20 protein-coding genes, 1 tRNA gene and 2 pseudogenes are annotated in these 24,711 nt (G+C 70.7%); 10 read left to right on the plus strand and 13 right to left on the minus strand.

From position 1 onward, the window contains the following. Window positions 1-412: 412 nt before the first annotated feature. The 3 genes from OOK31_RS00255 to OOK31_RS00265 all read right to left on the minus strand — a co-directional run bounded on the left by OOK31_RS00255 (window position 413) and on the right by OOK31_RS00265 (window position 3,528). Window positions 413-1,777 (minus strand): hypothetical protein, encoded by a 1,365-nt coding sequence (locus OOK31_RS00255; protein WP_267010235.1) that lies wholly within the window; start codon window positions 1,775-1,777, stop codon window positions 413-415. A gap of 209 nt (window positions 1,778-1,986) precedes the next feature. After that, window positions 1,987-2,556 (minus strand): hypothetical protein, encoded by a 570-nt coding sequence (locus tag OOK31_RS00260; RefSeq protein WP_267010236.1) that lies wholly within the window; start codon window positions 2,554-2,556, stop codon window positions 1,987-1,989. Window positions 2,557-2,862: 306 nt separating this feature from the next. Further along, window positions 2,863-3,528, minus strand: coding sequence for a nucleotidyl transferase AbiEii/AbiGii toxin family protein (locus tag OOK31_RS00265; RefSeq protein ID WP_267010237.1), 666 nt, complete (start codon window positions 3,526-3,528; stop codon window positions 2,863-2,865). Window positions 3,529-4,325: 797 nt separating this feature from the next. Between OOK31_RS00265 and OOK31_RS00270 the strand changes: the two genes are divergently transcribed. Next, window positions 4,326-5,066: a class I SAM-dependent methyltransferase gene (locus OOK31_RS00270; protein WP_267010238.1), complete on the plus strand. Its 741-nt coding sequence runs from the start codon at window positions 4,326-4,328 to the stop codon at window positions 5,064-5,066. Between the two features lie 121 nt (window positions 5,067-5,187). Here the strand turns inward: OOK31_RS00270 and OOK31_RS00275 are convergent, their stop codons facing one another. Next, the gene (locus OOK31_RS00275) at window positions 5,188-5,418 is read right to left on the minus strand and encodes a hypothetical protein (RefSeq protein ID WP_267010239.1); all 231 of its coding nucleotides are present in this window, start codon (window positions 5,416-5,418) and stop codon (window positions 5,188-5,190) included. A gap of 553 nt (window positions 5,419-5,971) precedes the next feature. On the opposite strand from OOK31_RS00275, the pseudogene OOK31_RS39515 reads away from it, so the two are divergent. The 3 genes and pseudogenes from OOK31_RS39515 to OOK31_RS00290 form a co-directional block, all read left to right on the plus strand. Then, window positions 5,972-6,085, plus strand: a pseudogene (locus tag OOK31_RS39515) (histidine kinase); the annotation flags it as partial. 148 nt (window positions 6,086-6,233) lie between these two features. After that, complete coding sequence (locus OOK31_RS00285) at window positions 6,234-6,596, plus strand: sensor histidine kinase (RefSeq protein ID WP_267010241.1); 363 nt, start codon at window positions 6,234-6,236, stop codon at window positions 6,594-6,596. Further along, on the plus strand, window positions 6,596-6,835 hold the full coding sequence (locus OOK31_RS00290; protein WP_267010242.1) for a response regulator transcription factor: 240 nt from the start codon (window positions 6,596-6,598) through the stop codon (window positions 6,833-6,835). The genes OOK31_RS00285 and OOK31_RS00290 overlap by 1 nt, the downstream gene beginning before the upstream one ends. 140 nt (window positions 6,836-6,975) lie before the next feature. Here the strand turns inward: OOK31_RS00290 and OOK31_RS00295 are convergent, their stop codons facing one another. The 4 genes from OOK31_RS00295 to OOK31_RS00310 all read right to left on the minus strand — a co-directional run bounded on the left by OOK31_RS00295 (window position 6,976) and on the right by OOK31_RS00310 (window position 12,433). Then, window positions 6,976-7,437 carry a hypothetical protein gene (locus tag OOK31_RS00295; RefSeq protein ID WP_267010243.1) on the minus strand — a complete coding sequence of 154 codons (462 nt, stop codon included), beginning with the start codon at window positions 7,435-7,437 and terminating at the stop codon, window positions 6,976-6,978. A gap of 632 nt (window positions 7,438-8,069) precedes the next feature. Beyond that, window positions 8,070-9,596, minus strand: coding sequence for a serine/threonine-protein kinase (locus OOK31_RS00300; protein ID WP_267010244.1), 1,527 nt, complete (start codon window positions 9,594-9,596; stop codon window positions 8,070-8,072). A gap of 271 nt (window positions 9,597-9,867) precedes the next feature. Beyond that, window positions 9,868-11,355: a glycoside hydrolase gene (locus tag OOK31_RS00305; protein ID WP_267010245.1), complete on the minus strand. Its 1,488-nt coding sequence runs from the start codon at window positions 11,353-11,355 to the stop codon at window positions 9,868-9,870. A 592-nt stretch (window positions 11,356-11,947) separates the two neighbouring features. Beyond that, a complete protein-coding gene (locus OOK31_RS00310; protein WP_267010246.1) occupies window positions 11,948-12,433 on the minus strand; it encodes an NUDIX hydrolase in 486 nt (161 codons plus the stop codon). A gap of 391 nt (window positions 12,434-12,824) precedes the next feature. Between OOK31_RS00310 and OOK31_RS00315 the strand changes: the two genes are divergently transcribed. Together OOK31_RS00315 and OOK31_RS00320 are read left to right on the plus strand one after the other, a co-directional pair. Then, entirely contained in the window at window positions 12,825-13,658 is an 834-nt protein-coding gene (locus OOK31_RS00315; protein ID WP_267010247.1) for a PIG-L family deacetylase, read from the plus strand. 101 nt (window positions 13,659-13,759) lie between these two features. Next, entirely contained in the window at window positions 13,760-14,152 is a 393-nt protein-coding gene (locus OOK31_RS00320) for a hypothetical protein (protein WP_267010248.1), read from the plus strand. A gap of 96 nt (window positions 14,153-14,248) precedes the next feature. On the opposite strand, the gene OOK31_RS00325 is transcribed toward OOK31_RS00320, so the two are convergent. Beyond that, on the minus strand, window positions 14,249-15,331 hold the full coding sequence (locus tag OOK31_RS00325) for a nitrous oxide reductase family maturation protein NosD (protein ID WP_267010249.1): 1,083 nt from the start codon (window positions 15,329-15,331) through the stop codon (window positions 14,249-14,251). 316 nt (window positions 15,332-15,647) lie between these two features. Between OOK31_RS00325 and OOK31_RS00330 the strand changes: the two genes are divergently transcribed. The 3 genes and pseudogenes from OOK31_RS00330 (at window position 15,648) to OOK31_RS00335 (ending at window position 16,750) form a co-directional block, all read left to right on the plus strand. Next, window positions 15,648-15,721: transfer RNA gene (locus OOK31_RS00330), tRNA-Met, on the plus strand. Window positions 15,722-15,766: 45 nt separating this feature from the next. Continuing rightward, a pseudogene (locus tag OOK31_RS39520) lies at window positions 15,767-15,979 on the plus strand (SDR family NAD(P)-dependent oxidoreductase); the annotation flags it as partial. A 120-nt stretch (window positions 15,980-16,099) separates the two neighbouring features. Beyond that, window positions 16,100-16,750, plus strand: coding sequence for an HAD family phosphatase (locus OOK31_RS00335; protein ID WP_267010250.1), 651 nt, complete (start codon window positions 16,100-16,102; stop codon window positions 16,748-16,750). A gap of 87 nt (window positions 16,751-16,837) precedes the next feature. Here OOK31_RS00335 and OOK31_RS00340 read toward each other — a convergent pair whose 3' ends face one another. After that, window positions 16,838-19,072 carry a sulfatase-like hydrolase/transferase gene (locus OOK31_RS00340; RefSeq protein WP_267010251.1) on the minus strand — a complete coding sequence of 745 codons (2,235 nt, stop codon included), beginning with the start codon at window positions 19,070-19,072 and terminating at the stop codon, window positions 16,838-16,840. Between the two features lie 337 nt (window positions 19,073-19,409). Between OOK31_RS00340 and OOK31_RS00345 the strand changes: the two genes are divergently transcribed. Continuing rightward, on the plus strand, window positions 19,410-20,237 hold the full coding sequence (locus tag OOK31_RS00345; protein ID WP_323188193.1) for a formylglycine-generating enzyme family protein: 828 nt from the start codon (window positions 19,410-19,412) through the stop codon (window positions 20,235-20,237). 62 nt (window positions 20,238-20,299) lie between these two features. Here the strand turns inward: OOK31_RS00345 and OOK31_RS00350 are convergent, their stop codons facing one another. The 3 genes from OOK31_RS00350 to OOK31_RS00360 all read right to left on the minus strand — a co-directional run bounded on the left by OOK31_RS00350 (window position 20,300) and on the right by OOK31_RS00360 (window position 24,666). Next, a complete protein-coding gene (locus OOK31_RS00350) occupies window positions 20,300-21,553 on the minus strand; it encodes a PP2C family protein-serine/threonine phosphatase (RefSeq protein WP_267010252.1) in 1,254 nt (417 codons plus the stop codon). 198 nt (window positions 21,554-21,751) lie between these two features. Next, window positions 21,752-24,082: an arylsulfatase gene (locus OOK31_RS00355; RefSeq protein ID WP_267010253.1), complete on the minus strand. Its 2,331-nt coding sequence runs from the start codon at window positions 24,080-24,082 to the stop codon at window positions 21,752-21,754. After that, complete coding sequence (locus OOK31_RS00360) at window positions 24,079-24,666, minus strand: rhodanese-like domain-containing protein (protein ID WP_267010254.1); 588 nt, start codon at window positions 24,664-24,666, stop codon at window positions 24,079-24,081. The genes OOK31_RS00355 and OOK31_RS00360 overlap by 4 nt, the downstream gene beginning before the upstream one ends. Window positions 24,667-24,711: the final 45 nt, after the last annotated feature.

Here is a 24,711-nt window from a genome sequence, read left to right on the forward strand (position 1 = left end):
CACCTCCTTCGGCGCAGGCCCTGCAGAGGAAGAAAGCCGCATACGCGCCACGCACAGAGTTGGCACGGGGCCCTACTGCGGCCCCGAGAACGTACTCGGCATGACCGGCTGACGGGTGGCCTCCAGGTGGCGGGTACGTTCAGAGGCAAGGGGTGCGGCTGCCCTGGCCGGCAGGGGCCGCGCCCCGGCCTTCGGGGGCGACCGGCCCCCGCCGATCGCCGCGCCGGACCTCGAACCTGGCGCCGTTTCCGACGCCAGCCATGGGTCGGACGGGGAGGTGAACACCACCCATGGGGACCGGTGTTCCGTCAGAGTGGGCTTGGTCATCATGGGTGAGAGCCTTGCACGGCATTTGCTCGGAGCCCGAGCGGTCAAAGGAGGGGAGACCACCGGCCGGAAGCGGGCGGACGGCTCAGGCGGACGGCACCCAGCGCTCCGGTACCGTGTCGGCCTCCCGCACCGCCCCCTGCCGTCGGGCGGCTGCCAGGCGGGCACCCTGCTCCGCGACCGGCAGCAGGTCGGTGGGAGCGACGCCCGACTCCGGTGGCACGGCACGCTGCCCCATCAGTTCCACCCGACGGGCCTGCTCCGCCGGGAACACGTCGGCGGGCAGGAACCACGAGGCGGCGCCGGTGACGTCCACCTGGCGCAGCAGGCCCTCGGCGGCGAAGTGCAGCCGGTAGCCGAGGTATTGCAGGTCGGTGTCGAAGAGCAGGGTGCCGGTGACCAGTCCGCGGGCCTGTCGTGCCCAGCGCGCCAGTCTGCCCACGGCGCGCGGCAGCATGCGGGCCCGACCGATCGACGCCGCGTATCCGTCGGCCTCCACCCCGCCCTCGGCGAAGCGGCCCGTACCGGTGAGGGTGATCGCGCCGGGCTCGGCGCCCGTACGGAACTGCAGGCGCCCGTCACCACCGCCGTCCGCGGTATGGCGGCTTCGCAGATCGGAGTACCGCGCCGTGTTGGCTGCTGCCGTTTCGATGGCGGCGGCGACCACGGTGACCCTGGCGGCCGGGTTGCCGGTGAGGAGGGCCTCGGCCGTGGCCAGCGCGTGGTCTCCACCTCCGGCCACGATCCAGCTGTCGGCGGCCGTCACCGCGAGCTGCCCGTACACCAACGCGTCCCCGAAGCAGAGCCGTCCGGCGGCGTCCTCGGTGGCGCGCAGGAAGGCGGCGAACGCTCGGATGGCCTCGATCGGCGCCGTGACCGGGGCCAGTAGCAGCGGATCGGCGCGGTCCAGCAACGCCAGCACTTCCGCCGGGCTGCTGCTTTTCTGGTTGAGCACGTCGAAGAGCGCTGCCGTCAGCTCGCTCGCGGCCGCACCCATTCCGACCAGATCGTTCAGCAGGACACTGGCGGCCCAGTTGAAGGAGTGCAGCGCGGGGCCGGTGCCGGGCACGAGCTGTGCGGGCAGGCCCGGGGCGAGCGTCGGTATGCCCTCGACGTCGGCGATGACCGGGGCGGCGGCCCCTGCGGGGTGGATGACCGCGACCAGACGGCGTTCCTCGTCCACGGCCAGCTCAGCGGTGCCGTTGAGCCGCGGGCCGGAGGTGGCCAGCTGGTCCAGCCACATCCGGACGGCCGTCGTCGGCACGCGCTCCATGGGGGCCGCGTACGCGTACGGGTCGAAGCCGCACCTGTTCAGGTCTCGTAGTTGATCGGGGGTGTGGCCGAGGTCGGCGAGTACTCCTCGGTGGAACAGGCCGCCGCAGTCGTCGACCAGCAAGCCCCCCGCCGGGCGTGCCAGGGCCGCGGGCCCACCCCCGATCATGATCGTCACAGGCCGAACAGTGTTTTCGGGCATGGCCGCGTCCCCCGCTTCGCTGATCATATGAGTCACAGTAACCCTGCGCACCGATCGACGGTCGAGGCACGTCACCCCACCCTCCGCCACCATGTGGGGAGTTGCCCAGAGCCAGCCGCTGGAGGCTGCCGTTGCACGACGCGCGCAGAGCCCTGTGGCCGCCCGCGCGATGGTCGGCTGTGTTGTCAGCCGACGATCTGGTCCCCGTCAGGTACGTCCTCGACCGTCACAAGGCGGCGGGGCAGTTCGAGTCCTTGCGCCACCGCATGGGCCAGTCCTTCGGGGTCCGGGTGTGCCGGGTACGGCGGCTGTTCCTCCTCGCCGTAACTCTCGATCGCCTTGCCGAAGTAGCTCGGATGCCAGGCGCCGACGGCCCCCTTGACCTCTATCGCGGTCACGGGGCGGTCGCCGACGCGGTGCTTGAGCGCGGCAAGGATCTCATCGGACCGCAGTTCACCCGGCACCTGGAACAGGCTGGCGTGAGCGCCGACGAGGCCGCCGCCCCGCAACCGCACGGTCACGGTCAGGCAGCTGGTGACGCTCGGATAGGTGATCACACCCCCGGGCGCGACCTCCTTGACCTGCCCTTCGGTGACCGTCACTCTGTCGGGTGCCGCCGGGCTGCTTGCCGCGCGCGATCCTGCGTGGGCGGGCTCGTGCCGGGCGTTGCCGGCGGCCGCACTGGGCGAGGTGAGGGCCGTGGCGCCCACAAGGGCAACGGCGAGAGTGGCGATGACGCGCTTCAGTTCGATCACAACCGTGGATTCTCCCCCATCGGCCTCCGTGGCGGCCCTCCCGGCCGTCACTCGTGGGGACCGCCTACCCCTCCCCCACTGCGCAGGCCCCTCACCATGTCACTCCGCTGCGGCCTGTCGTGCAGGGCCATCCCTTTGACCAGCAGCTTCAAGTCCGCGAAGCCTCAGTGACGTTCACCCGGCCCCGGCCGGGATCTGGTGGCGGTGGTCGGGTGTGGATGCCGGGTTCGATGGCTCCGGCCGCAGTGGCTGGGCCCTGTCGTCCAAGTGGCGCCGGCGAGGCCTAGCAGAACCGCGGCCGCGCGCTCAGGCTTCCGCGTCCTGGTCGTGCAGGCGTCGGTCGAGGTCGGCGGCCCAGTGCTGGGCCCAGGCGCGGAGTTCGGCCGTCTCGTCCTCGGTGAGGCCGTAGGCGGCGAACTCCTCGTCGCCGGCCCAGTCGATGCCGGTGAGGCGGTCGCGGAGGTCTTCGAGGCGGAAGTCGTCGCGGCCGTGGCGTTCGCCGAGGCGTTCGAGGTCGTGGGTGGTGCGGTGGCGGGACGCGGCGCGGACGTCGATGAAGTCGCGTGCCGCGCCGCGGTCGGCGAGGGCGCGGACCTTGGTGCCGATCACCGAGTCGAAGGCCAGGACGGGGCCGTACTCGGTCTGGGCCGGCGGGGTCCAGAAGTGCTCCTTGAGGACGTCGACCTCGCAGTCCTCGCCCGTCTGCGGGTCGGTGGCCATCAGGCGGGCGGAGAGCGCGTCGACGTCGATGACGCGTACGCGCCAGCCGCGTGCGGTGAGCTCGTGTTCGAGGCTGCCGACGATCTCGGACATGGGGGCGGGGTTCTCGGTGGCCACGTCCAGGTCCTGGCTGAGGCGGTCGACGAGGCCGTGGGCCTGGACCGCGTAGCCGCCGGTGAGGACGAGCGGGTACGGGGCGCCGATGTCGATCACCGCGGCGAGCAGGCGCCGGTGCAGGCCGCTGAGGTTCACGCGGCGGCGGAGCCGGCCGGCCGGAGCTCGGGAGCGGCGGAGGAGAGCCTGACCATGCGTCCGATTGTCCCGCGTCCCGCGCGCCTCCGTACCGCGGACACGGCAATGCGCCCCATCGGCTGTACCGAGCGCACACGCCGGGGAGCCGCGCCGGATGCACCCGCGCCCACGCGTCGGCGGACCGGTGGGGAGTCCGAACGGGGGCAGAGGATCCCGCGAAACCAGGGGCTGCCAGGTCACGGGGATACGGACGGTTCCCCGCTCCGACACGACACGCTGCACTTCCGCATCCGCTTCCGCATCCGCCTCCGGCAGCGCGGTTCACCTACGGCACGTGCCACATTCGGCGTGCTGGTCCGGCGGCTGGGCACACGTACCCCATCCGTCACGAGAAGTGACGGGAGTCACATCGCACCCTCTCCTCGGCCCTGCGAAGGCCACGCCCGACACCACCCTTGCTCCAGGGCCTGCCCAATGCCCGCAGCCCCGCTCGCCGAAGCGGAAGGCCGCGGCGGCATGTGGATCATGGCAGCCCTTGATCACCACGGTGGAAGCGGAAGGTCACGGGCGCAGCCGTCGGGCCCGTGCGTTCCCCAGTCATCGGGCACGGTCTGTCCGTTGGGCCGGACGTCCCCGACCCGAAGGAACCGCGCTCCTTTGTGTTCATCTCGGCGTTACGAACAGCAGGTTCGTGCATTCGACCAGTACGAAGTGCCATGGGTGGCGGAGCAGACTTCCCGCCGAGGCCGCGGCTCGTCATGAGAGCCGACGCCACAAGTCGAGGGGGAACCACCACGATGAGTGGTCAGTTGTACGACGGTATCGGCGAAGCCTTCGAAGGCTTCAAGACCCTGCCCATCATCCGCTACGCCGAGGTACCGGGTTTCCTTGCCCTGGTCGGCGACGTCACCGGCAAGTCCGTACTGGACATCGCGTGCGGTACCGGCTTCTACAGCCGGGAGCTCAAGCGCCGCGGCGCGTCCCGTGTCTTCGGATTCGACATCTCCGGCGCGATGGTCGATGCGGCCGACGCACTCGAGAAGGCCGAGCCGCTCGGCATCGAGTACGAGGTCGGCGACACGGCCACCCTGAAGGTCTTCGACCAGCCGTTTGACGTCGCCGTGGCCGTGCAGGCGTTCAACTACGCGAGCGACGTCGCCGAGATCGAGCGGATGATGCGCAACATCCGGCGCAGTCTCGTCGCCGGCGGCGCGTTCTTCCTGTTCGTACAGAGCCCGGCCTTCGACTTCGGCGGTCCGTCGCTGGAGAAGTACGGGTTCCTGTGCGAGTCGACCGGGAAGGACAACGAGATCGGCCGGGGCATCCGGCTCACGGCCCTGCTGGATCCGCCGGTCTCGTTCGAGGCCACCACGCCGTCGAAGGAGACGTACGAACAGACCTTGACGGCGGCCGGGTTCACCGGGATCGAGTGGGTCCCGCTCGACGTCTCGGATGCCGGAGTGGAGAAGTTCGGCGAGGAGTACTGGGCGGACTACGCCGCCAACCGGCCACTGACCATGATCCGCTGCACCGCCTGACCGAGGGCCTCTGACGCTGACCCGGCCCTGAAGGGTCGGGTCAGCGTGCAGTCCCGCTACCGGGTCCATCCCGCCGACCCCCGTGTGAAGCAGGGGGCGGCGGTCCGGTTCATGCTCCTGATCACCGGTTGTCGGCGTCGGCGAGGGGGCGCAGGGTGTGGTGGACGGCGAAGCCGAAGGCGGTGAGGCCGGCCGCGAGAAGGATCAGCTGACTCAGGACCGGGCCGTAGAAGAGGTCGGCGAAGAGGAGGTCCGACAGCAGTCCGGTGAGGCGGGCGGCCAATGGCATGCCTGCGGCGACGGCCAGGATGCCGAAGACGAGTCCTGCGGCGGCGAGCACGGGGCGGAGCACCGAACTGCTTGTCGCGGCCGGAAGCGCGGCGCTGTGCGTGACCGTCGGCTTCGCCCAGGCGCGCGGGTTGTCGGTGTACCCGCGGCTGTCGTCCCTGCCCCTGTCGATCCCGGCGGTGGACCACCTACCCGTGTACCTCGCGGGCTTCGCCCACTACGGCATGGTTCCGCTGGCCGGCAGCGCGCTGCTGCTGTGGCGCAGGCGGTGGCCAGTGGCCGTGGCGCTGATCCTGGCCGTCCTGTCCACGGTGACGCCGCTCATCCCCGCCGCACTGGCCGCCCTGTTCACCGTCGCCTCGATGCGTTCCACCCCGACCACCGGCGCCGTCACCGCCGTGGCCCTGCTCCCGCTGCCCCTGTACCTGGCCCTCCAGCCGGACCTCTCCTCCGCCCCGCTGGCCACCGCGGTGACCGGCGGCGTGCTGGTCGGCGGCGCCGTGGGCTGGGGACGGTTCCTGCGCGGCCTGCACGACCGCGGCAAGCAGGCCAGGGCGCAGGCCCTTCTGCGCGCGGATCAGATCCGACAGCGCGAGCGCGAATCGCTGGCCCGCGAGATGCACGACGTGCTCGCCCACCGGCTGTCCTTGCTGAGCGTGCACGCCGGGGCCCTGGAGGTGAATCCCGGCGCCCCGCCCGAGCAGGTGGCCCAGGCCGTCGGCGTCATCCGCTCCAGCGCCCACCAGGCCATGGAGGACCTCCAGCAGGTCCTCGGCGTGCTGCGCACCCCGCTCCCAGGCCGAGCGGGCCCGCCCGGAGCCACCCCAGCCCACGCTGGCCGACCTGGCCCCGCTGATGGAGGAGTCCAGGACGGCAGGCATGCGCATCGACGTGGACGACGACGTTCTCCACCGGGAGAAGGTCCCCGCCACCACAGGACGGACCGCCTACCGGATCGTGCAGGAATCCCTCACCAACGCGCACAAGCACGCACCCGGACACGGCGTACGGATCGCCCTGCGCGGCGGGCCGGGCGCGGGCCTGAGCCTGGAGGTCACGAACACGGTCGCGACCGGGGACGGCCCCCGCCTGCCGGGCAGCGGATCCGGGCTGTTCGGCCTACGCGAACGAGCCGCGCTCGTGGGTGGCGACCTCACCTACGGCCGGGACGGGCGGACCCATCGTGTCCGGGCGCAGCTGCCGCGGCGATGGTGGACCGCCACGGACCCGACCTCGTCCTGATGGACATCCGCATGCCGGGCATCGACGGCCTGGAAGCCACCCGCCTCCTGCGGGCACGCCCCGGCGCCCCGGAAATCGTGATGCTGACGACCTTCTCCACCGACGGCTACGTCCTGAGCGCCCTTCAGGCCGGCGCCGCAGGGTTCCGCCTCAAGCACACCCGCCCCGACCGGATCATCGAAGCGGTACGGCAGGCCGCCGCCGGGGAGCCCGTCATGTCCTGGCCAAACTCGCCCTGAACAACCGAGTCCAGATCGCCTTGCTCGTCTACCGCTCAGGCCGGGCCTGAACCGGCCGAGAGGCCGCCCCTGACGAACCCCGGCGCGGGCCGCCGCCCTGACCCCGGTGGCGGCCTGCCGCCGCACGCTGTCGGCCGCTGTCAGATGGTCACGCCGGACGCCCGTACGTGCGCGATGTCCCCGTTCTCGTAGTTGACTTCGATCCTCACCACGTCCATGAGCCGATGGCCGTCCTTGTCCGTGAACGGCACGGGGCGCGGCTGTGGGTCCGTGCACGCGTCGGTGCCCGCGCAATCCGAAAGCTCCGCGTCCGGATATGAGGACCGCAGCCAGGCCTCGGTGGCTTCCCTGGGCGCGCGGAAGTCCAGTTTGTATTCGACGCTCATCCACGTGCCCGTGGTGCACCGGCGGTCGTGCGTTCCGTCGGGCAGGCGGGCGGCCCGGAGGGCGTGGGCGGCTTGGTCGCAGGGCACGCCCAGGGTGCCGGTGACACCGGACACCAGCTGGTACGCGTACCAGCCGCCCGCCGCCAACACGACGGTCGCGGCTGCCGCGAGGGCGGCCCCGACCCATTTTGCGTTGCGTCGACGTCGTCCGGTCATGGATGGAACTCCCTGGTCACAGATGCTTGAACATGTTCAATGACGTAACTCAGTGATCTTCGGTTCCTTCACCGGCGAGATCGCAGAGACCGGGAGACCGACGTGATGCATGGGCCGCCTGTGTGTCACTGGAGCCTGGCAGTTCAGTGGCTGACATCGAAGGGACGTTTGGGCTTGTGGCACTGTCAGGAGACGGTGTCCCGTCCGGTGAGGTACTGCCACGAAGGCGGCTCTCCGCAGCTGACGCCTTGGCGGCATTCCTGCGCTGAAGGCCGGCACCGAAGCACGTGAGCATGAAAGTGCTGGCGCAGGGAGACACCGGTGCCGGATCCGGCGCGATCGGCGACCCGGTCGACGGGCCAGAAGGTGGATTCCAGCAGGTGCTGGGCCAGGTCGACGCGCTGGCGGGTGAGCCTGTCGACCGGGGCAAGTTCGGGTCAAAGAGCCACTTGGTCACAGAGCGGACCGGCCTGCCCCTGTCCGTCGTGCCGTCGTGCCGTCGACTTCCAGTACCAAGCGCCGGTTGCTGCCTGGGAGCAGTATGAGCAAGCCCATGCGCAGGTTCTCCATGGCGTGCACGCATCGGTCGCGAAGGTCCTGGCGTCCCAGTGCAGCCATATGGTGCGGCCGGGTCACTCCTGGTTGAGCCAGCCGCATACGAAGTACTGCCGGTCCGCGTCCCGCTCGATGATCCATTGGTTGAGGACGTCGCCGGCGGGTTTCCCGGTCTCGGGGTCCTGCCGGGTGATCTTCGCTTCCACGCTGAGCTCGTCCATGTTCGGGGGGATCTCGTAGGGCTGGAGTTCCCAGCGGTCCACGAAGTAGCCGTTGAGGGCGAATCCGAGCAGGCTCGCGCGCAGCCGGGGGCACGTGCCTCGGCGCAGCGAGGTCATGTCGTGGTTGGCCAGGCCGTTCATGTAGAGCGCGAAGACGCTCTCGATGGCTTGGCGGTCGAGGGGGGTGTGTGTGGGCTTGGGGGTGGGGCTGGGGGTAGGGCTGGGGCTGGGGCTGGGGCTGGAGGGGGCGGCCGTGGTGGGTGCGGCAGGGGAGGGAGACGGGGACGGGGAGCGGTGGGTGGGCGTCGTGGAGTCGGTCGCGTGGCTGCGGCCGGCGTCGTCGTCAGGGGATCCGGATTCCGGTAGCCACCAGGGCATCCCGATCAGGGCGGCCGCAACGACGGCCGCCAGGCCGGCCAGCAAGTACCCCCGCCGCCGGGCAGGACGGGCGGGGCCAGGCGCCTGTGGGGTGAGCCGTTCCGCTCCGGGGCCGGTGCCGGGCGCCGCACCCAGCCGCAGCGTGGACGTGGATGTCGGCGCGGGGTTCGGCCGGGAGGGATCGGCTTCGCCCGCCGGTCCGGCGAGCAGGTCGTACGCCTCCTCGGCGGTGAGGCGCTGCGCCGGGTCCTTGCGGAGGAGGCCCGTCAGCACGGGGGCGAGCTCGCCGGCCCGGACGGCGGCGGCGGGTTCCTCGGTGGCGACGGCCACGAAGACGGCCCAGGAACCGGAGCCGCTGAACGGAGGGTGTCCCTCCACGGCTGTGAACAGCGTCGCGCCCAGGGACCACAGGTCGGATTCGGCGGTGGCCGTCAGACCGCGTACCTGCTCGGGGGACATGTAGGTCGGGGTCCCCATGAGGGCCCCCGAGCGGGTCAGACCGGGCTCGCCCTCCACGGCGGCGATCCCGAAGTCGGTCAGCACCACCCGGTCGCCTTCGAGCAGCACGTTGGCGGGCTTGATGTCCCGGTGGGTGATGCCCGTGGCATGCACGGCGCGCAGCGCGTGAAGGACCTGTCGGCCGATCCTGGCCACCCGGGCCGGCGGAAGCGGACCGTCCTCCTTGATCAAGTCGTCCAGGGAGCGGCCTCGGACGAGTTCCATCACGATCCACGGGCGGCCGTCGTCACCCGCTATCCGGTCGTGGACGGTGACGACCCCCGGGTGTTTCAGCCTGGCGGCCGCGCGTGCCTCGCGGTCGAGGCGGCCGATCCAGGCCTTGCACAGGGAGGCGTCGAGGTCGTCGGGGAGCCGGAGCTCCTTGAGGGCGACCTCCCGGTCGAGTTGCTCGTCGTGGGCCCGCCAGACGGTCCCCATGCCGCCCTGACCGAGCAGTTCGGCCAGCCGGTACCGGCCGGCCAGCAGTCGTCCGCGATCGTGAGTCACGTCCGGGAACCTAACCCAACGCGCCTGGTCGTGAGAACGCCACCCCCGGCTCGTGTGCGGTGCCGGGCGCCCGTACACGTTCGGTTCGAGTCGGCGTGTGATTCCGGTTCGCTCGCCCGGGGTTGGGGAGTGCGTGTGGTTCCGGTTCGGGTGCGGTGTGCCTGGGTGACTCCGGAGGCATGCGAGGTCGGCGCGTGACGTCGTCCGCTTCCAGCAGGACCCCTCGCGGCCGACGGGCGCGGGCCGCGAGGGGCGGGACGGGCCCTACCCGCTACAGGTACACGTCGGAGACCTCGAAGGTCTGCACGGTACGCGCATTGAAGTAGGACCAGAACCGGTTGCCCCGTACCAGGGTGTCCGTGTAGTGCCGGTAGCGCTCGCCACCGGCGTCCGTCGCGGTGGCCCAACGGTCGACGACGGCGCCGTCCTGGCCGGGCTTGGAGAACCGGGACAGGTCGAAGTCGATCCACTGTCCGTCGCCGTGGTTCACGGCGACGATGACGAGCTTGTGATTGACGCTGTCGTAGGCCGCGACGGCGTCGGGATGGCCGGCGTCGATGATCCGCATGCCTGGGCGGATGTGCCGCATGTACTGGGCCAGGACGAAGTACTTCGGGTTGACGGCGCCGATCACCCCGTTGGTGAGGGTGATCGCCCCGTAGTTCTCCCAGTCGAGGATCTGCCAGATGACCCAGGCCGTGGGGTGCAGCCAGCGCAGGTCGAAATTGAGATTACGGGCGAGGAACAGGCCACTGGTGTCCCCGTCGCCGTACTCGGACATCCAGATGTTCTTGCCGTCCGCCGCCACGGCGCGGTGAAGCGCGGCGCGGTCACCGTCGAATTCGTAGCCGTGGACGTTCACCCGCCCCACGGCCGCGCGGGTGGCGGCGTCGAAGTCGGCGTTGTTCTTCCAGTTGTACACGGCGCTGCCGACGCCCCAGTCGTCGAGGCCCGCCACCATCATCGACTGCAGCCCCCGGGCGTCCAGCTGGGTACGGGTCTGCCGGATGATCTCGGCCAGCTGGCGCCGGTCGTAGTGGCAGCCCTCCTGTCCGCCTATGGAGCCCTGCGGATATCCACCCCAGCTGGCCCCCGGTTCGTTGACCGGCTGGACGGAAGTGAAGTCGATGCCCCAGTGGTCGTGTGCGTACCGCGCCACCGTCGCCAGGTACGCCGCGTGGCGGCCGAAGTTACCGTCCTGCAGGTTGCACTTCAGCGGGTCGGCAGCCCCGCGCGGATCGTCGTTCTTCAGCATCCACCACATCGGCGAATTGCTGAAGAGCTCGAACTTGTCGGCGCCCCGGTCCCTGGCCAGCCACATCATGTCGCGCTGGTTCGCGTCGGCGTACCAGTTCCAGCTCGCCGACTGCGGGTCGGCCGAGTACCAGTCGAGCTGGTAGCCCTCGATCTGCTTGAAGCCGTCCAGCGTCGGCGAGGGCTGCATCGTCCTGCCGCCGATGCTGTTCGTCCCCGAGCCACCGGCGTTGTAGCGGACCACGTTCATTCCCAGGCCGGGCAGTGACTGCCCGCGGAACTGGACGGTCTTCCGGCTGAACAGCACATCGGCCAGATCCTCCCGGGGGCCCAGCTGATTGGCCCACCAGGCCAACGACGTGCCCCAACCCTCCCAAGTCCCCCAGTTGACCGACGGATTCACCGTCGTGGAGAAGTCCGCCCAGGCGGGCTGGGCGGCGGAGGCGACGGCCACCGCCCCGACCGGCAGAGCCACCAGCCCGCGTAGGACCGTACGACGTTCCATCAGATCCCCCATACAAGTCTTCGCGCCCCGGTCTCGATGCGCGCGAACTGCATAATGCACCACCAAGATCACTATGGCGACAGCCCCTGGACTATCCACTTTCTGACCTGCGGACCTGTGGACACCTGTCTCGACCTGAGGGTCCCTGGACCGTCCGCCGACGCTGAACGGCCGCACCTGAGCGCCGGAGTTGGTCCTGACCGCTCTTCCGCCTGCACCGCCGGCGTCCCCGCCGTCGTGCGGGCGGGAACGGCGGGACACGAGCAGCCAGCCGGGCTCTGTCCCGCCGTGCGGGGACATCACCCGCAACGGGATGAAGCCCGACGCCGTCGGGGAGGGCGCCTTCCGCCTGACCGGCAACGCGGCGGTCTCGTCGCAGAGCCGGCTGACCACGGTCTCGGACGCTCCGAGGTCGGTGGTGATCACCGCAGGGCAGCGCGGAGATTCCCCGCAGTTCGAGCCCGCGCTTGAGGCGGTCCGGGTGCCGCGTCTGGGAGTGGGACGGCCCCGCAAGCGGCCGGACCGAGTGCGGGATCAATCGACTCGAGCGCCATAGAGCAGTCGCCACGCGATACGAGAAGCTCGCCGTCCGTTACGAGGCAACCGTGCTGGTCGCAGTCCTCAACGCGTGGCTGTGACCAGCGCCTTCCGCCTGCTCAAGTATGCGGAGCGCGTCGGCTGCCGCTGGCGACAGCATGGTGTCGTCCTGCAAGTCGGCCAGAGGAATCCACGCCACGGCGTCGGTGGAGCCGTCGATCTCGGTCACCGCCGGCGCCCCGCCCTTGAGGGCAACGACGTAGAACAACGCCGTGAGGCTCCAGCTCACTCCGTTCCGCCGGACCGCGTAGGTCCGCGCGTCGAGCAGTCGAGCATCAGCGAGTTCAAGCCCCGTCTCCTCCCGGAGTTCACGGGACAAGGCCTCCACAGGCTGTTCGCCCGGGTCGATTCCCCCGCCCGGCATGTGCCACAGACCCGGTGTGAAGACTGGCGAGGCGTCCGACAGCCGGATCAGCAGCAGCCGATCGTCCTCCACCGCGATTGCGTATGCCGAAACACGAGTCTGTACGTGAGCGTCCACGGTCCCCGTCCCTCCCTACACGAAAGCCGACGGGTAGGAACCCTAGCGTCACCAAGATCGACTTTCGCAACAGGCCCTGAGCTTGTTCTCTGTCTTCCGACCTCGTGTCCTGTGACAGTGGGCCTTGAATGTTGCCATCGACATTTGGCGGGCGCACGTGAAGTTGTGTCATGAAGCCGGCCAGGACGGAGGCTGTCTGGAAGGTCGAGCGGCCGTGCCGGGAACAGCCGGTCCGGTCGGCGCGGTTGCATCGACCGAGGGACCGGCGCCGCACGGGCGGGGAACACGGAGACCACAAGGTCGTCCGCCCCACCAGAAGCCGGGCCCCCAGGATCGCGGTACGCCCGCCGCGCACTCGGACCAAGAAGTACTTCTGCAGGAGGATTGTTTCGTGACTGACCGGCCCTTGACGCTCATGGCAGTGCACGCCCACCCCGACGACGAGGCCACCGGAACCGGAGGGGTCCTCGCGCGGTACGCGGCGGAGGGCATCCGCACGGTTCTCGTGACGTGTACCGACGGCGGTTGCGGTGACGGACCGGGGGGTGTCAAGCCGGGCGATCCCGGGCACGATCCGGCGGCCGTCGCCTTGATGCGCCGTCAAGAACTCGAGGCGAGCTGTGACGTCCTGCAGGTCAGCGATCTGGAGATGCTGGACTATGCCGACTCCGGGATGATGGGCTGGCCGAGCAACGACACCCCCGGATCCTTCTGGCAGACCCCCGTGGAGGAAGGCGCCGCACGACTTGCGGAACTCATGCGGCACTACCGACCCGATGTGGTCGTCACCTACGACGAGAACGGTTTCTACGGCCACCCCGACCACATCCAGGCCCACCGCATCACGATGGCGGCGCTGGAGATGACCGCGCTGACCCCGAAGGTGTACTGGACGACGATGCCCCGCTCGGGGATGCGGCGGTTCGGGGAGATCATGCGCGAGTTCCAGGAGGACACGCCGGAGCCGGATCCCGCCGAGGCCGCCGCGATGGCCGAGATCGGCCTCCCCGACGATGAGATCACCACGTGGGTGGACACCACCGCGTTCAGCGGTCAGAAGTTCGATGCGCTGGCCGCACACGCCAGTCAGGGCGAGAACATCTTCTTCCTCAAGATGGGCAAGGAGAGATTCGGCGGGTTGATGGGCATGGAGACTTTCGTACGTGTCAAGGACGCCACCGGCGCGGCCGTACCCGAGAACGATCTCTTCGCCGGACTGCGCTGAACCGCCCGTCCGACCAGGGCCCGGGAGTGCTGGTGGATCGAGTACGGCATCGGCGTCTCCCGCCGGTCGGGCAGGTGACGGTCCTCGTCACGGAAACCGGCGTGCTGCACCGTGCCCACGGTCTGTACGGGCAACCGCCCAGACTGGATCCGCCGAAACTGCCTCTGCGCTACCTGCACCCCGACCTGGCGTGGATGAAGGGCGAACACATGCTGACCGGCCCGATCAGCGCCCTGCGTGACCACCACGCCAAGGCCACGAAGAAGGGCTACGCCCAGGTCCTCATCGCGCCGGCGTGCGTACGCCTGGAGGTGGAGGAGCACCCGCTGCCTCCGGAGGAGGACCCGCGCGATGCCCGGCCGCACCCGGGTCACAGCCAAGGCTGTCACCCTGCGCGTCGGCCGGACGGCCGAACCCCTCGACCGCCCGGCCGTACTCGACTGCAGGCCGCGCTCACCGCCTGGCTGCGCCTCACCCAGCCGCCCACCTCGTAGCGGCGCCGGTGCCGCGGTGCTGCTCTCCGTCGCACACGGTCAGCACGTTCTCGATGCGCTCGTACGGACAGCCGTGACCTTCCGGCGCGGCATGCGCTACGGCTCGGCGGTCACCGTGGCGGTGAAGCCGCAGCATTCGAACGTCTGGATCGGGTCTCCCGAGGTCTTCGTGATCTTCACGTGGTCCAGCCGCGCCGTGGTGTCGACGGCCGAGGCGATGGCTGCGACGCCGCCCACCCCGCCCCGGATGGTGTCCTTGGTCGCGGTGAACGTGCCGTCCTGGAGGGCCATCCCGAAGAACTCGTTGTCGATGAGGTTGTTGTGGCGGATCTCCGCCGTATCGAACGCGTAGATGCCCAGTTGGTTGCGGGACAGGCGGTTCTTGGCGATGACCGTCCCCGCACCGCCCGCCAGGATGCCGGCATGCTGGACGTCGTTGAAGAAGTCGGTGCCGCACCCAGGATCGGGCTCGCGGCAGGCGTTGTCGCTGACGACGTTCTCCTCGATCCTGCCGATCGCCCCGACGAACTCGATCCCGTCGGTCGACAGCCGCTTCTGCCCGGTCACGACGTTGCGGAGCAAGGTCGCGTGCGAGCCCTCGTTGAGCACGACGATCCCGGAGCCCTGATAGTCCGTGATCTCGGAGTCGCGGATGGCCGCCGACCCCGTGCCTACCGGCAGGGCACCGATGAGGATGGCGTTGGCACTGTGGAAGCACGGAGCCATGGGCGTGTCCTGGATGTGTGTCACCCTCGCGTGGCTCAGGTCCAGGTGGGCTCCGCCCAGGACCCGGATGCCCGCCCCGAGCGCGCCCGCGTCGCAGGTGCCGGAACCCGGCCCGCTCACCGCTAGGCCAGAGATCTTCACGTGCGCCGCGTGGTCGAGGGTGACGATCGAGTTGAGGCCGTCCGCGCCCGTCACCAGCTGCTGGGGAGCGCGGATCGTGGTCTTCTTGGCCCCCGCGCCGGTGAGGGTGACGTCCTTGGCGATCGACACCTGCTCCCGGTAGACGCCGGGGCGAACGGCGATGTGGTCCCCGGGGCTCGCGGCATCGACCGCGGACTGGATGGTCGGATAGGCCGCCGTGGGGACAACCAGGTCGCGTGGCTTCGCCGCGGCGGACGCCGGTACGAGGGCGCCGGCCGCCACCAGGGCCATACCCCCAAGCAGCGAGCCCATAATGCGAGCAGACCGCATGATGCTCCTTCAAGCCGTCGGACGATCAGGCGAATCCGACCAGGGCGTACGTGGCCGCTTCCGGCTTGATGCCGTACGCGTGGGGCCAGGCGGATTCGGCCGACATCATCGGCAGCGCGCGACGGCGGAGCACCAGGACCCCACCGGGGAGGGCCCCGATTGCAGCAGCGGACTCACCTCATCGGCCGACTGCGGACCAGGGTGGCCGGTGCACCAGAACCCACTCGGCCCGGCCTGGCCTGAGCAGGTCGAGCTGGTCAGGCGAAGCCCGACGGTGCCGTAGGGTGGGGTTCACCGACGCGGGGTGGAGCAGCTCGGTAGCTCGCTGGGCTCATAACCCAGAGGTCGCAGGTTCAAATCCTGTCCCCGCTACTGAACACAAGGGCCCGGATCCGCAAGGATCCGGGCCCTTGTGTCATAGCGCAGCGGGCCGCCCAGGAACACGGTTCCCTCGACGCCCTGGTCAACAACGTCGGCATCCCCGGAGCGGGCGAGTCCGCCGGGGACTGCACCGGAGCGGACATCGCTGCCGTACTCCACACCGACATCGTGGGGATCGTCCGGGTCCTGCACGCCTTCCTGCCGCTCCTGGAGCGCAGCAGCAACGGCGTCGTGGTCGATGTCCGCGATGGCACGGGGTTTTCGGCCGGGTCCAGGAGCCCGACCGTGTCGGGTCCGCCTGGGCTCCCCGGCGTACCGCTGCTCCAGGAGCATCGCCGCCGCGTGACCGGCGAGGCCTATGCTGCGGGGATGATCAAGCCCATTGAACTCGTCATATTCGACTGCGACGGCGTGCTGGTCGACAGTGAGCGCATCGCCGCGCGTGTCCAGGTTGCCCTCGGTGCGGAGCTGGGCTGGCCGCTCACCGAGGACGAGGTCGTGGACCGGTTCATCGGGCGCTCCCACGCCGCCATCCGCGAGCAGGTCGCCGCTCAGCTCGGCCCGGACACGGCCGCGATCTGGTCGGAGAGATTCGAGCAGCTCCACCGCGAGTCCGTGGATGCCGGGCTCGCCCCGGTCGAGGGCCTGCCGGAAGCACTCGACGCACTCACTCTGCCGACATGCGTCGCCTCCAGCGGCTCCCACGACAAGATGCGGCACACCCTGGGCCGCACCGGACTCTACGAGCGCTTCGCAGGCCGCATCTACAGTGCCAGCGAGGTCTCCCAGGGCAAGCCCGCCCCCGACCTGTTCCTGCACGCCGCCCGGCAGATGGGCGTCGATCCCGCGGCCTGCGTGGTGGTCGAGGACAGCCGGCCCGGCGTACAGGCTGCGCGCGCCGCCGGCATGCGAGCCTTCGGCTACGCCGGCGGGCTGACCCCGGCGGAACGTCTCGACGGTCGCGACACCGTCGTCTTCTACGACATGCGCGAGCTGCCGACCCTCATTGCCCAGCGGTAACCACCTCTCCCCCGGGCCGCCCATCCACAGGAAACGCAGCCCTCCCGCGGCATCCGGTGGAACGAGAACGGCGAGCCGGAACGGGGCTCAGAGCACCGTGACGCGGGCCAGCGCCCACGACGTGTGGTCGAAGGAGGTCTTGTTGTTGGCGTCCTCCACCACCAGCCGTAGGACCCGCACCCCCCGCACGTCCACGTCCACCGCCACCGGGCCGGTGGCTGCCGTGAGCGTCGGTGTGGTCAGCAGCAGCCGGTCGTCGCCGTACACCTTGGCCCGGGTCGCGCCGGCCGGGCTCTGCTTCGCCGAGAAGTCGTCGATGCCGACCAGTGCGGTGAAGCGGTTGCCCGCTGCGCCCAGGTGGAAGGCGATGTCACTGGGAGCGTGGACGCCGAGGCCCTTGGCGTACTTCGTACCGCCGAAGGCGATCAGGGGGCCGTCCCCCGCGGCGTTCTTGCCGTTGGAGGCGTCCCGCTCGACCGGGCCCCACCCGTTGGCGGCGGAGATCCACTCCAGGTCGGAGAGGTAGGAGTCCTTCGTCGGCGGGGGCGGCGGCGTGGGCACCGTGCCGGATGCGCGGTAGGTGACCGTCCCGCCCGGCGCCAGTGCGGTTCCCTCGGCGGTGAGGTCCCAGCGCGTCCGGGCGGGCGCGTCGGCGGGCGGGGTGACCTTCCAGGTGGCGTCCAGCTGCGCACCGGAGGCGAGTTGCTCGGCGGTGGTCGCCGTCGTCGCGGTCACCGTCCAGCCGGGCGGTACGCGCAGCGCGAGCGCCGCCGAGGTCCAGGCCTTGGCGGAACCGTTGGCGAGCGACGCGGTGACCGTGAACGCCTGCCCGGGAACGGCGATCTGAGGCAAGGCCAAGCGGGCGCCGAACGCCCTGCGCGGGTAGCTGTCCTGCCAGGAGGAGCGCATCAGCGCCACCAGCGCGGCTGCCGTCGAGGGGTGTGCGTCGAGGACGTTGCGGGTCTCCCCCAGGTCGGAGGCCAGGTCGTAGAGCTCGACCTGCCACTTGTCGTCGGGGAGGTTGTGGTCCCGTTCGGGTGCGAAGCGCACGGCCTTCCAGTTGTCCCGCCGCACCGCTTCGGCCAGCCACGTGGCCCGCTGGGCGTCCTGTGCGTTGGCCCGGCTGGTGACGCCGCGCTCGTCGCGGAACCAGTAGAGGTGGCCGTGGCGGGCCGCGTCGGGGCTGCCGGCCAGCAGCGGGGCTGCCGAGAGGCCGTCCACGTCCGAGGGTGCCGGGGCGCCGCCCAGTTCGGCGAGGGTGGGGAGGATGTCGGTGAGCGGGGTGGGGCGGTCGCTGGTGCCCTGTGCGACACGGCCCGGGCCCCAGGCGATGAGGGGGACGCGCACTCCGCCCTCGTACAGGTTGCGCTTGTAGCCGCGCAGGGGGCCGTTGGCGTCGAACAGGTCCGGGTTGACGCCGCCCTCCTCGTGCGGCCCGTTGTCGCTGGTGACCAGCAGGACCGTGTCGTCCTCCAGGCCCAGCGCGCGCAGGCGGTCGACGACCTTGCCCACCAGTGCGTCGAAATAACTGACCTGCGCGGCATGGCCCTTGTTGGCGGCCGTCCAGCTCTGGGCGGCGTACGCGCTGGTGTCGGGCACGTCGCTGGGGGCGTGGGGCACGTTCGGCGTCAGGAACAGCAGGAACGGCTCGTCCTCGTGCGCGTCGATGAACTCCAGAGCACGCTGTTCGATCAGGTCGGGGGCGTACACCGCCTTCGCGCCGCCCGCGTTGGCGGGGATCGCCTCCTTGGCCCCGTTGTGCCAGAGGTACTCGGGGTAGTACTGGTGCGCGTGGCTGTGGTCGATGTAGCCGTAGAACTCCTCGAAGCCGCGGGCGGCCGGGTGGCTGTCCTGGTCGGCCGCCTCCGGACCGAAGCCCCATTTGCCGATGACGGCGGTGCGGTAGCCGCGGGCCTTCAGGACCTGCGCGAAGGTGGTGTCGGTCGCGGTGAGGGAGCCCTGGGCGGCGGAGGGGTTCGCGCGCACCGTGGAGTGGCCGGTGTGCAGGCCGGTCAGCAGGGAGCAACGCGACGGCGCGCAGACGGCGGCGGTCGAGTACGCGTCGGTGAAGCGCAGCCCCTCGGTGGCCAGCCCGTCCAGACGCGGGGTGGTGATCAGTTTCTGGCCGTACGCGCCGAGTTCGCCGTAGCCGAGGTCGTCGGCCAGGACGACGATGAGGTTCGGCGGGCGCGTGGCGGTCTGCGTCGGCGTCCCGCCCGGCGTGGTCAGCGCCGCCGCGGGTGTGGCCGAGGCGGCCGCGGGCAGGGCCGTCAAGCCGAGCGCTGCGGCGGAACCGGCCAGGAAGTGACGGCGGCTTGACATCGGGGAACTCCTTGAGGCTGCCGCGCTGTGCGAGGCACCGCGGACTGGTCGTGGACGTGGACGTGGAGCCGATCATGAGCGTGTGGCGGGTTCCCGGACCATGCACTGCGTATGAAGATCGTGTGACAGGGGGTCCGGACCGGTTCTCCCGCGGCCGCGGGCGGGCGACATTGGCCAGGTCAGAGCCGTGATGAGAGGTGGGAAGGCCGTGCCGATCGAGATTGCCGGGGCCGTGGCCGAGGGCCGGGCGGGGAAGAACGCCGACGGGCACGGCGGGGCGTGCTGCGCCCCTCGCACCGCGTCGCCCGCCGCCCGCAGGCTGCCGGGACCGTCGGCGGTGCTGCCGGCGTCCCACATCCGCGCGACCACCGAGATGGTGGCGCTGCCCGGCGGCACGTTCCGGATGGGCAACGAGGACGGGAGCGCGAACCCCCTCGACGGCGAGGGCCCGGTCCGAGAGGTGACGGTCGCCCCCTTCCGCATCGACGTCCACGCCGTCGACAACACCGAGTTCGGCCGCTTCGTGGAGCAGACCGGATACCGCACGGTCGCGGAGGACGCCGGCTGGTCGTACGTCTTCGCGGGGCTGATCGAGCCGGAGCTCGTACTCGCCTCAGCCGCGCCGCCGGGCACTCCGTGGTGGCGGGCGGTCGAGGGTGCCTCGTGGCGCAGCCCGTACGGCCCCGGTTCCCTGCCCGGGCCCGGGCATCCGGTGGTCCACGTGGCGTGGCAGGACGCGGCCGCGTACGCCGCCTGGGCCGGAAAGCGGCTGCCGACCGAGGCGGAGTGGGAGTACGCGGCGCGCGGCGGGCTCGACCAGGCGCGCTACCCGTGGGGGGACGTCCTCGCCCCCGGCGGGGTCTGGCGCTGCAACATCTGGCAGGGCGAGTTTCCGTTGGTCAACACGGAGGAGGACGGTCACCTGGGCACGGCTCCGGTGGACGCGTACGAGCCCAACGGGTACGGGCTGTACAACACCGTCGGCAACGTGTGGGAGTGGACGGCCGATGAGTTCGCTCCGGGCAGCGGTACTCGGGCGATGCGCGGGGGCTCGTACCTGTGCCACGACTCGTACTGCAACCGGTACCGCACCGCGGCCCGGACGGGGAACACCGAGGACAGCAGTACGGGCCACGTGGGGTTCCGCTGCGTCGCCGCACCCTGAGCGCGGCGTGGGGGCAGGCTCAGGGGGGGCTGGGGCTGGGGCTGGGGGCGGCCCGGATGTCGTCAGTCGAGGGTGGCGAGATGATCGGCGTCGCCCCCGCGCCACTCGATGAGGAAGATCGTCGCGTCGTCGGTGGTGATGCCGCCGCGCTCCTGTTTCAGGGCGTGGGAGAGCGCGCGCACCACCGGCCGCACCCCGGTGCGGGAACGGACGACGCGGTTGGTCCACTCGATGAGCTGCTCCTCACCGAACTGCTCCCCGCCGGCCTGATGCTCCTCGATCAGGCCGTCGGTGAAGCACAGCAGCCGGTCTCCGGGCTGCAGCATCCGCTCACTGACCTCCGGTTGCTCACCGCCGAAGCCGACGGGCAGGGTGGTCGGGCTCTCCAGCCGGTCCACCACGGCGCGGTCGCGGATCAGCAGTGGTGCCGGGTGGCCGGCATTGACCCATTGCAGCCGGCCCGTGGCGATGTTCAGGCACATCATCTGCGCGGTGACGAAGTGTTCGTGGCCGAACTGCTCGTTGATGGCCTTGTCCATGAACGCGTACACCTGGGACAGACCGGTGTCGGCCCTTCGCGTGTGGCGATAGGCGCCGATGGCCACCGTCGCCATGGTCGCCGCGTCCAGGCCGTGGCCCATCGCGTCGATCATGGCCACATGAAGGATGTCGCCGTTGAGGGCGTAGTCGAAACTGTCCCCGGCCGCCTGGTACGCGGGCTCCAGGATTCCGGCCACCTCGACCTGCGGAACGGTCATCGACAGCGGGGGCAGCAGCGACCACTGGATCTCGGCGGCCAGGCTCATGGGGGCGCGGCGGCGGGTCCGGAAGAACAGGTCGGTGTAGGCGTCCTTGGTGACGATCATGTCCGCCACCAGACCGGCGAGCCGGCGCAGCAGCCGCCGGTCGTCGTCATCGACGCTGTCCAGCGTGACGGCCATCGCCCCGATCTGGTCGCTGCCGTCGAGGAGCGGGAGATACATGCGCACGCTGCCGTCCTGCGGCACCTCCACCGTTCTGCGGCGCAGGAACGCCTCGCCCGCAGGGGAGTCCTCGACCGGTTGGGGGTCACCGACAACCAGGCGCCGGCCGGGCAGCGGTACCAGCATCATCTGTTCGTAGTCCTGCAGGAGGATGGAGAGGTCCCGGCCACCGACCCTGGCCACCTCTTCCGCGACGAGCGGGGCGATCAGCTGCGGAGGCATCTCGTGAGCCCGGTCCAGCAGCACACCCAGCAACCGCTCACCGAACCCCTCCGAGCGGTCCACCCCGAACGTGCCCGGCTTCCGCCCGCCTTCGGCCATCGCTGCTCGCATCCCTTCGTCCGGCTGTCTCGGGGAACTCACTCGGAGGCCGTCTCCCGAGGTTTTCGCCGGGCGGCCTGCCGCCGGCCAGGACGGGGACCGGCTCTTCGAGACGTTCGCACAGGGTCGGCCCAACGAGCCGATTGCGCCAGAGGCGGCGTGTCGCTCCGCGAGGCGGGAAACGGTGACGGGGCGGCGATCTTCCGCTGTTCATTCGAAGGCGGCGGCCGCCTCCCGCAGAGCGCGGGCCACGAGCGCCGGGTCGTAGGGCGCCCGGGCGCCGGGGGTGTAGGTCACCGAGCGCAGGCGGCCGGTGTAGCGGAAGCCGCGGTGGCGTTCGTAGACCGGCCAGGAGACGGGGGACTTGCGGTCCACGCCCACGCTGATGCCCTGCAGCGGGGCCATGCCGATGAGCTGGTGGACGCTGTCCGACCGGCCGGTCTCGACACCGTCGATCAGGACGCGGAACTCCCAGCGCAGGCCTTCCACCGCCGTGGCCGAGAGGGTGATCGTCCGCCGGCCTGCGGGGAGCGGGCCGGCGTCGGTCTCGTGGAGTTCTCCGTACTCGTTGTAGGCGAAGTGGAGTCGGCCGTTCTCCACGTACAGGCTGTAGCCGCCGCCCTGGTCGCCGTGCGAGACGAGTACGCCCTGGTCCGAGTCGGCGTGCTCGTCGAGTTCGACGGTGACGTCGAAGGAGCGGAAGGAAACGAGCCGGGAGGAGCGGTAGCGTTCCAGCTCGGGTGTGCCGGCCAGCAGGGTGAGGGGGCGGTGGAACCGCTCCTCGGCGGGGTTGCGGCCGGCCAGGGCGCCGCTGCCGTCGGCGAGGGGGAAGACGCCGTTGCGCCAGCCCGCCGATTCCCAGGCCGCAGCCAGCTCCTTCACCACCTCCTGGTGGTCCTGAGCGACGTCGGTGGTTTCGGTCGGGTCGGTGCGCAGGTCGTACAGCGCCCATTCGCCGTCGTCGTACGGCGTGCCGGGACGGTGGAGCGTGACCAGCTTCCAGCCGTCGCGGTAGTAGCTCCGGTTGCCCGACATCTCGCAGTACTGCTCGGTGTGGGCGCTGGGCGTCCGCCCGTCGCGCAGGACGGGGGCGAAACTGACGCCGTCCAGTTCCTGGGCGGGCCGCGAGCGCCACAGCTCCGGGCGCCGTACGCCGGCGAGTTCCAGGAGGGTGGGGGTGATGTCGGTGACGTACTGGTACTGCTGCCGGACCCCGCAGTCGTCCTCGGCCCGCCGCAGTCCCCCGGGCCAGGAGATGACGAACGGCACGCGCACGCCGCCCGCGTAGGTCTGGCCCTTGTACAGGCGGAAGGGGGTGTTGGAGGCCATGCCCCAGCCGCGCGGATAGTGCACCAGGCTCCGCGGCCCGCCGATGAGACCGGTGTCGCGGTCGACGTCCGCGTTCCAGTCGTCCGGGACGGGCTGGTGGACGAAGCGGCTGAAGTAGCTGCGCGTGCCCTCGGCGCCGCCTTCGCCGGTGCCGCCGTTGTCGGAGGTGAACACGATGACGGTGTCGTCGAGTTCGCCGAGCGCGCGCAGGGTGTCGGTGAGGCGCCCGAGGTTCTGGTCGATGTTGTCGACCATCGCCGCGTACACCTCCATGTAGCGGGCGTAGCGGCGCTGTTGCTCGGCGGACAGCTCGTCCCAGGGGCCTACGTCGAACCCCGCCTCCGCGTTGCGTTCCGGCAGCGCGGTCCCCTCGGGGAAGAGGCCGTCGGCGATCTGCTGGGCGAAGCGGGTGTCGCGGAGGGCGTCCCAGCCGCCGTCGTAGTGCCCGCGCCGGCGTTCGATGTCGGCGGGCTTGGCCTGGAGGGGGCCGTGGACGGCATTGTGTGCGACGTAGAGGAAGAACGGCTTGTCGGGGTCGTGCGCGCGCAGCGACTTCACCATCGCGATGGCCTGGTCGGTGATGTCGTCGGTGTAGTAGTAGCCGTCGGGCAGTTCGTCGATGTCCAGCGGGCTGTTGTCGCGGACCAGCTGGTGCGGGTGGAAGAGGCTGGTCAGGCCCTCCAGCACGCCGTAGTACTGGTCGAAGCCCTTCTGCAGCGGCCAGTTGCGCCGGTCGTCGGCGGCACTGGAGGCCGAGTCGCGCGTGAGGTGCCACTTGCCGACGGCGTACGTGGCGTAGCCCGCGTCGTGCAGGACCTCGGCCAGGGTGGGGATGTCCTCGCCGACCTCCATGCCGTAACCGGGGAAACCGGGATCGAAGTTGGCGACCGTCGAGTAGCCGACCCGGTGCGGGTTCAGTCCCGTGAGCAGGGCGGCGCGGGCCGGGGAACACAGGGGCATGGTGTGGTAGTTGGCCAGGCGCAGACCGCTCTCGGCCAACCCGTCGAGTACGGGTGTGGCGATCTCCGAGCCGAAGGGGCCGATGTCGCTGTAGCCCATGTCGTCGACGAGGACCACGACGATGTTCGGGGCGCGGCCGTCCGGCCTGCGCGGCGGCGGCCACGCGGGCTCGGACTCGGCGAAGGTACGGCCGACCCGCCCGGCGAAGCCCTCGTACGGGTCGGGACGGTTCGGCGTGCCGGGGATGGTCACGTGCGGGGCTCCTCGGGGGCGACGGACGGGAACGAGGTGTCCAGGGGCGCCTGGCCCCGCTGGTTGAAGGGAAGCCTGCCGAGCACGACCGCCATGCCGCAGGTGTTGCTGACGGCGGCGAAGACCAGGCCGGCCGCGATCCCCGCGGACAGCAACTGGAAGGCCGGGTGGACGAGGAAGCCGAGGGCCAGGCCGAGGAGCACGACGGAGCCCGCGGTGAAGCGGACTTGACGCTCCATGGCCCAGACGGTCCGCGGACGCCCTTGGGGGTGGTCGAGCCGGTGCCCCTCTGCCGCCCAGGCGGTGGTGCCGCCGGTGAGGCTCGACGCGTCGATGCCGTGGGAGGCGAGGGTGGCGACGGCGTTCTCCGCCCGGGTGCCGGAAGCGCACACCACCAGGAGGGGCCTGTCCCCGGCGGCCTGCCGGAGATCCGGCAGCGCCCGCCCGATGCGGTCGAGGGGGATGTTGACGGCGTCCGGCAGGTGGCCGGACGCGAACTCGCCCGGAGTACGGACATCGACGACGGTCAGCTCGTGGCGGCGGGGGAACGCCTCGCTCACGCTCAGGGCGGCGGGAACACTCATGGCGGATCGGGGTCCTTGGCAGAGGAGGGAAGGGCCTGCGCGGAA

Origin of the sequence: Streptomyces sp. NBC_00249 (genome assembly GCF_026342355.1) — a bacterium.
In the GTDB taxonomy this organism is placed as follows: Bacteria; Actinomycetota; Actinomycetes; order Streptomycetales; family Streptomycetaceae; genus Streptomyces.

Excerpts from the sequence above, each read along its gene's own strand:
- OOK31_RS00270 (WP_267010238.1), top strand. The coding sequence starts at position 4,326 with ATGAGTGGTCAGTTGTACGACGGTATCGGCGAAGCCTTCGAAGGCTTC.
- OOK31_RS00285 (WP_267010241.1), top strand. The coding sequence starts at position 6,234 with ATGCGCATCGACGTGGACGACGACGTTCTCCACCGGGAGAAGGTCCCC.
- OOK31_RS00290 (WP_267010242.1), top strand. The coding sequence starts at position 6,596 with ATGGACATCCGCATGCCGGGCATCGACGGCCTGGAAGCCACCCGCCTC.
- OOK31_RS00295 (WP_267010243.1), bottom strand. The coding sequence starts at position 7,437 with ATGACCGGACGACGTCGACGCAACGCAAAATGGGTCGGGGCCGCCCTC.
- OOK31_RS00305 (WP_267010245.1), bottom strand. The coding sequence starts at position 11,355 with ATGGAACGTCGTACGGTCCTACGCGGGCTGGTGGCTCTGCCGGTCGGG.
- OOK31_RS00325 (WP_267010249.1), bottom strand. The coding sequence starts at position 15,331 with ATGGGCTCGCTGCTTGGGGGTATGGCCCTGGTGGCGGCCGGCGCCCTC.
- OOK31_RS00335 (WP_267010250.1), top strand. The coding sequence starts at position 16,100 with ATGATCAAGCCCATTGAACTCGTCATATTCGACTGCGACGGCGTGCTG.
- OOK31_RS00340 (WP_267010251.1), bottom strand. The coding sequence starts at position 19,072 with ATGTCAAGCCGCCGTCACTTCCTGGCCGGTTCCGCCGCAGCGCTCGGC.
- OOK31_RS00350 (WP_267010252.1), bottom strand. The coding sequence starts at position 21,553 with ATGCGAGCAGCGATGGCCGAAGGCGGGCGGAAGCCGGGCACGTTCGGG.
- OOK31_RS00360 (WP_267010254.1), bottom strand. The coding sequence starts at position 24,666 with ATGAGTGTTCCCGCCGCCCTGAGCGTGAGCGAGGCGTTCCCCCGCCGC.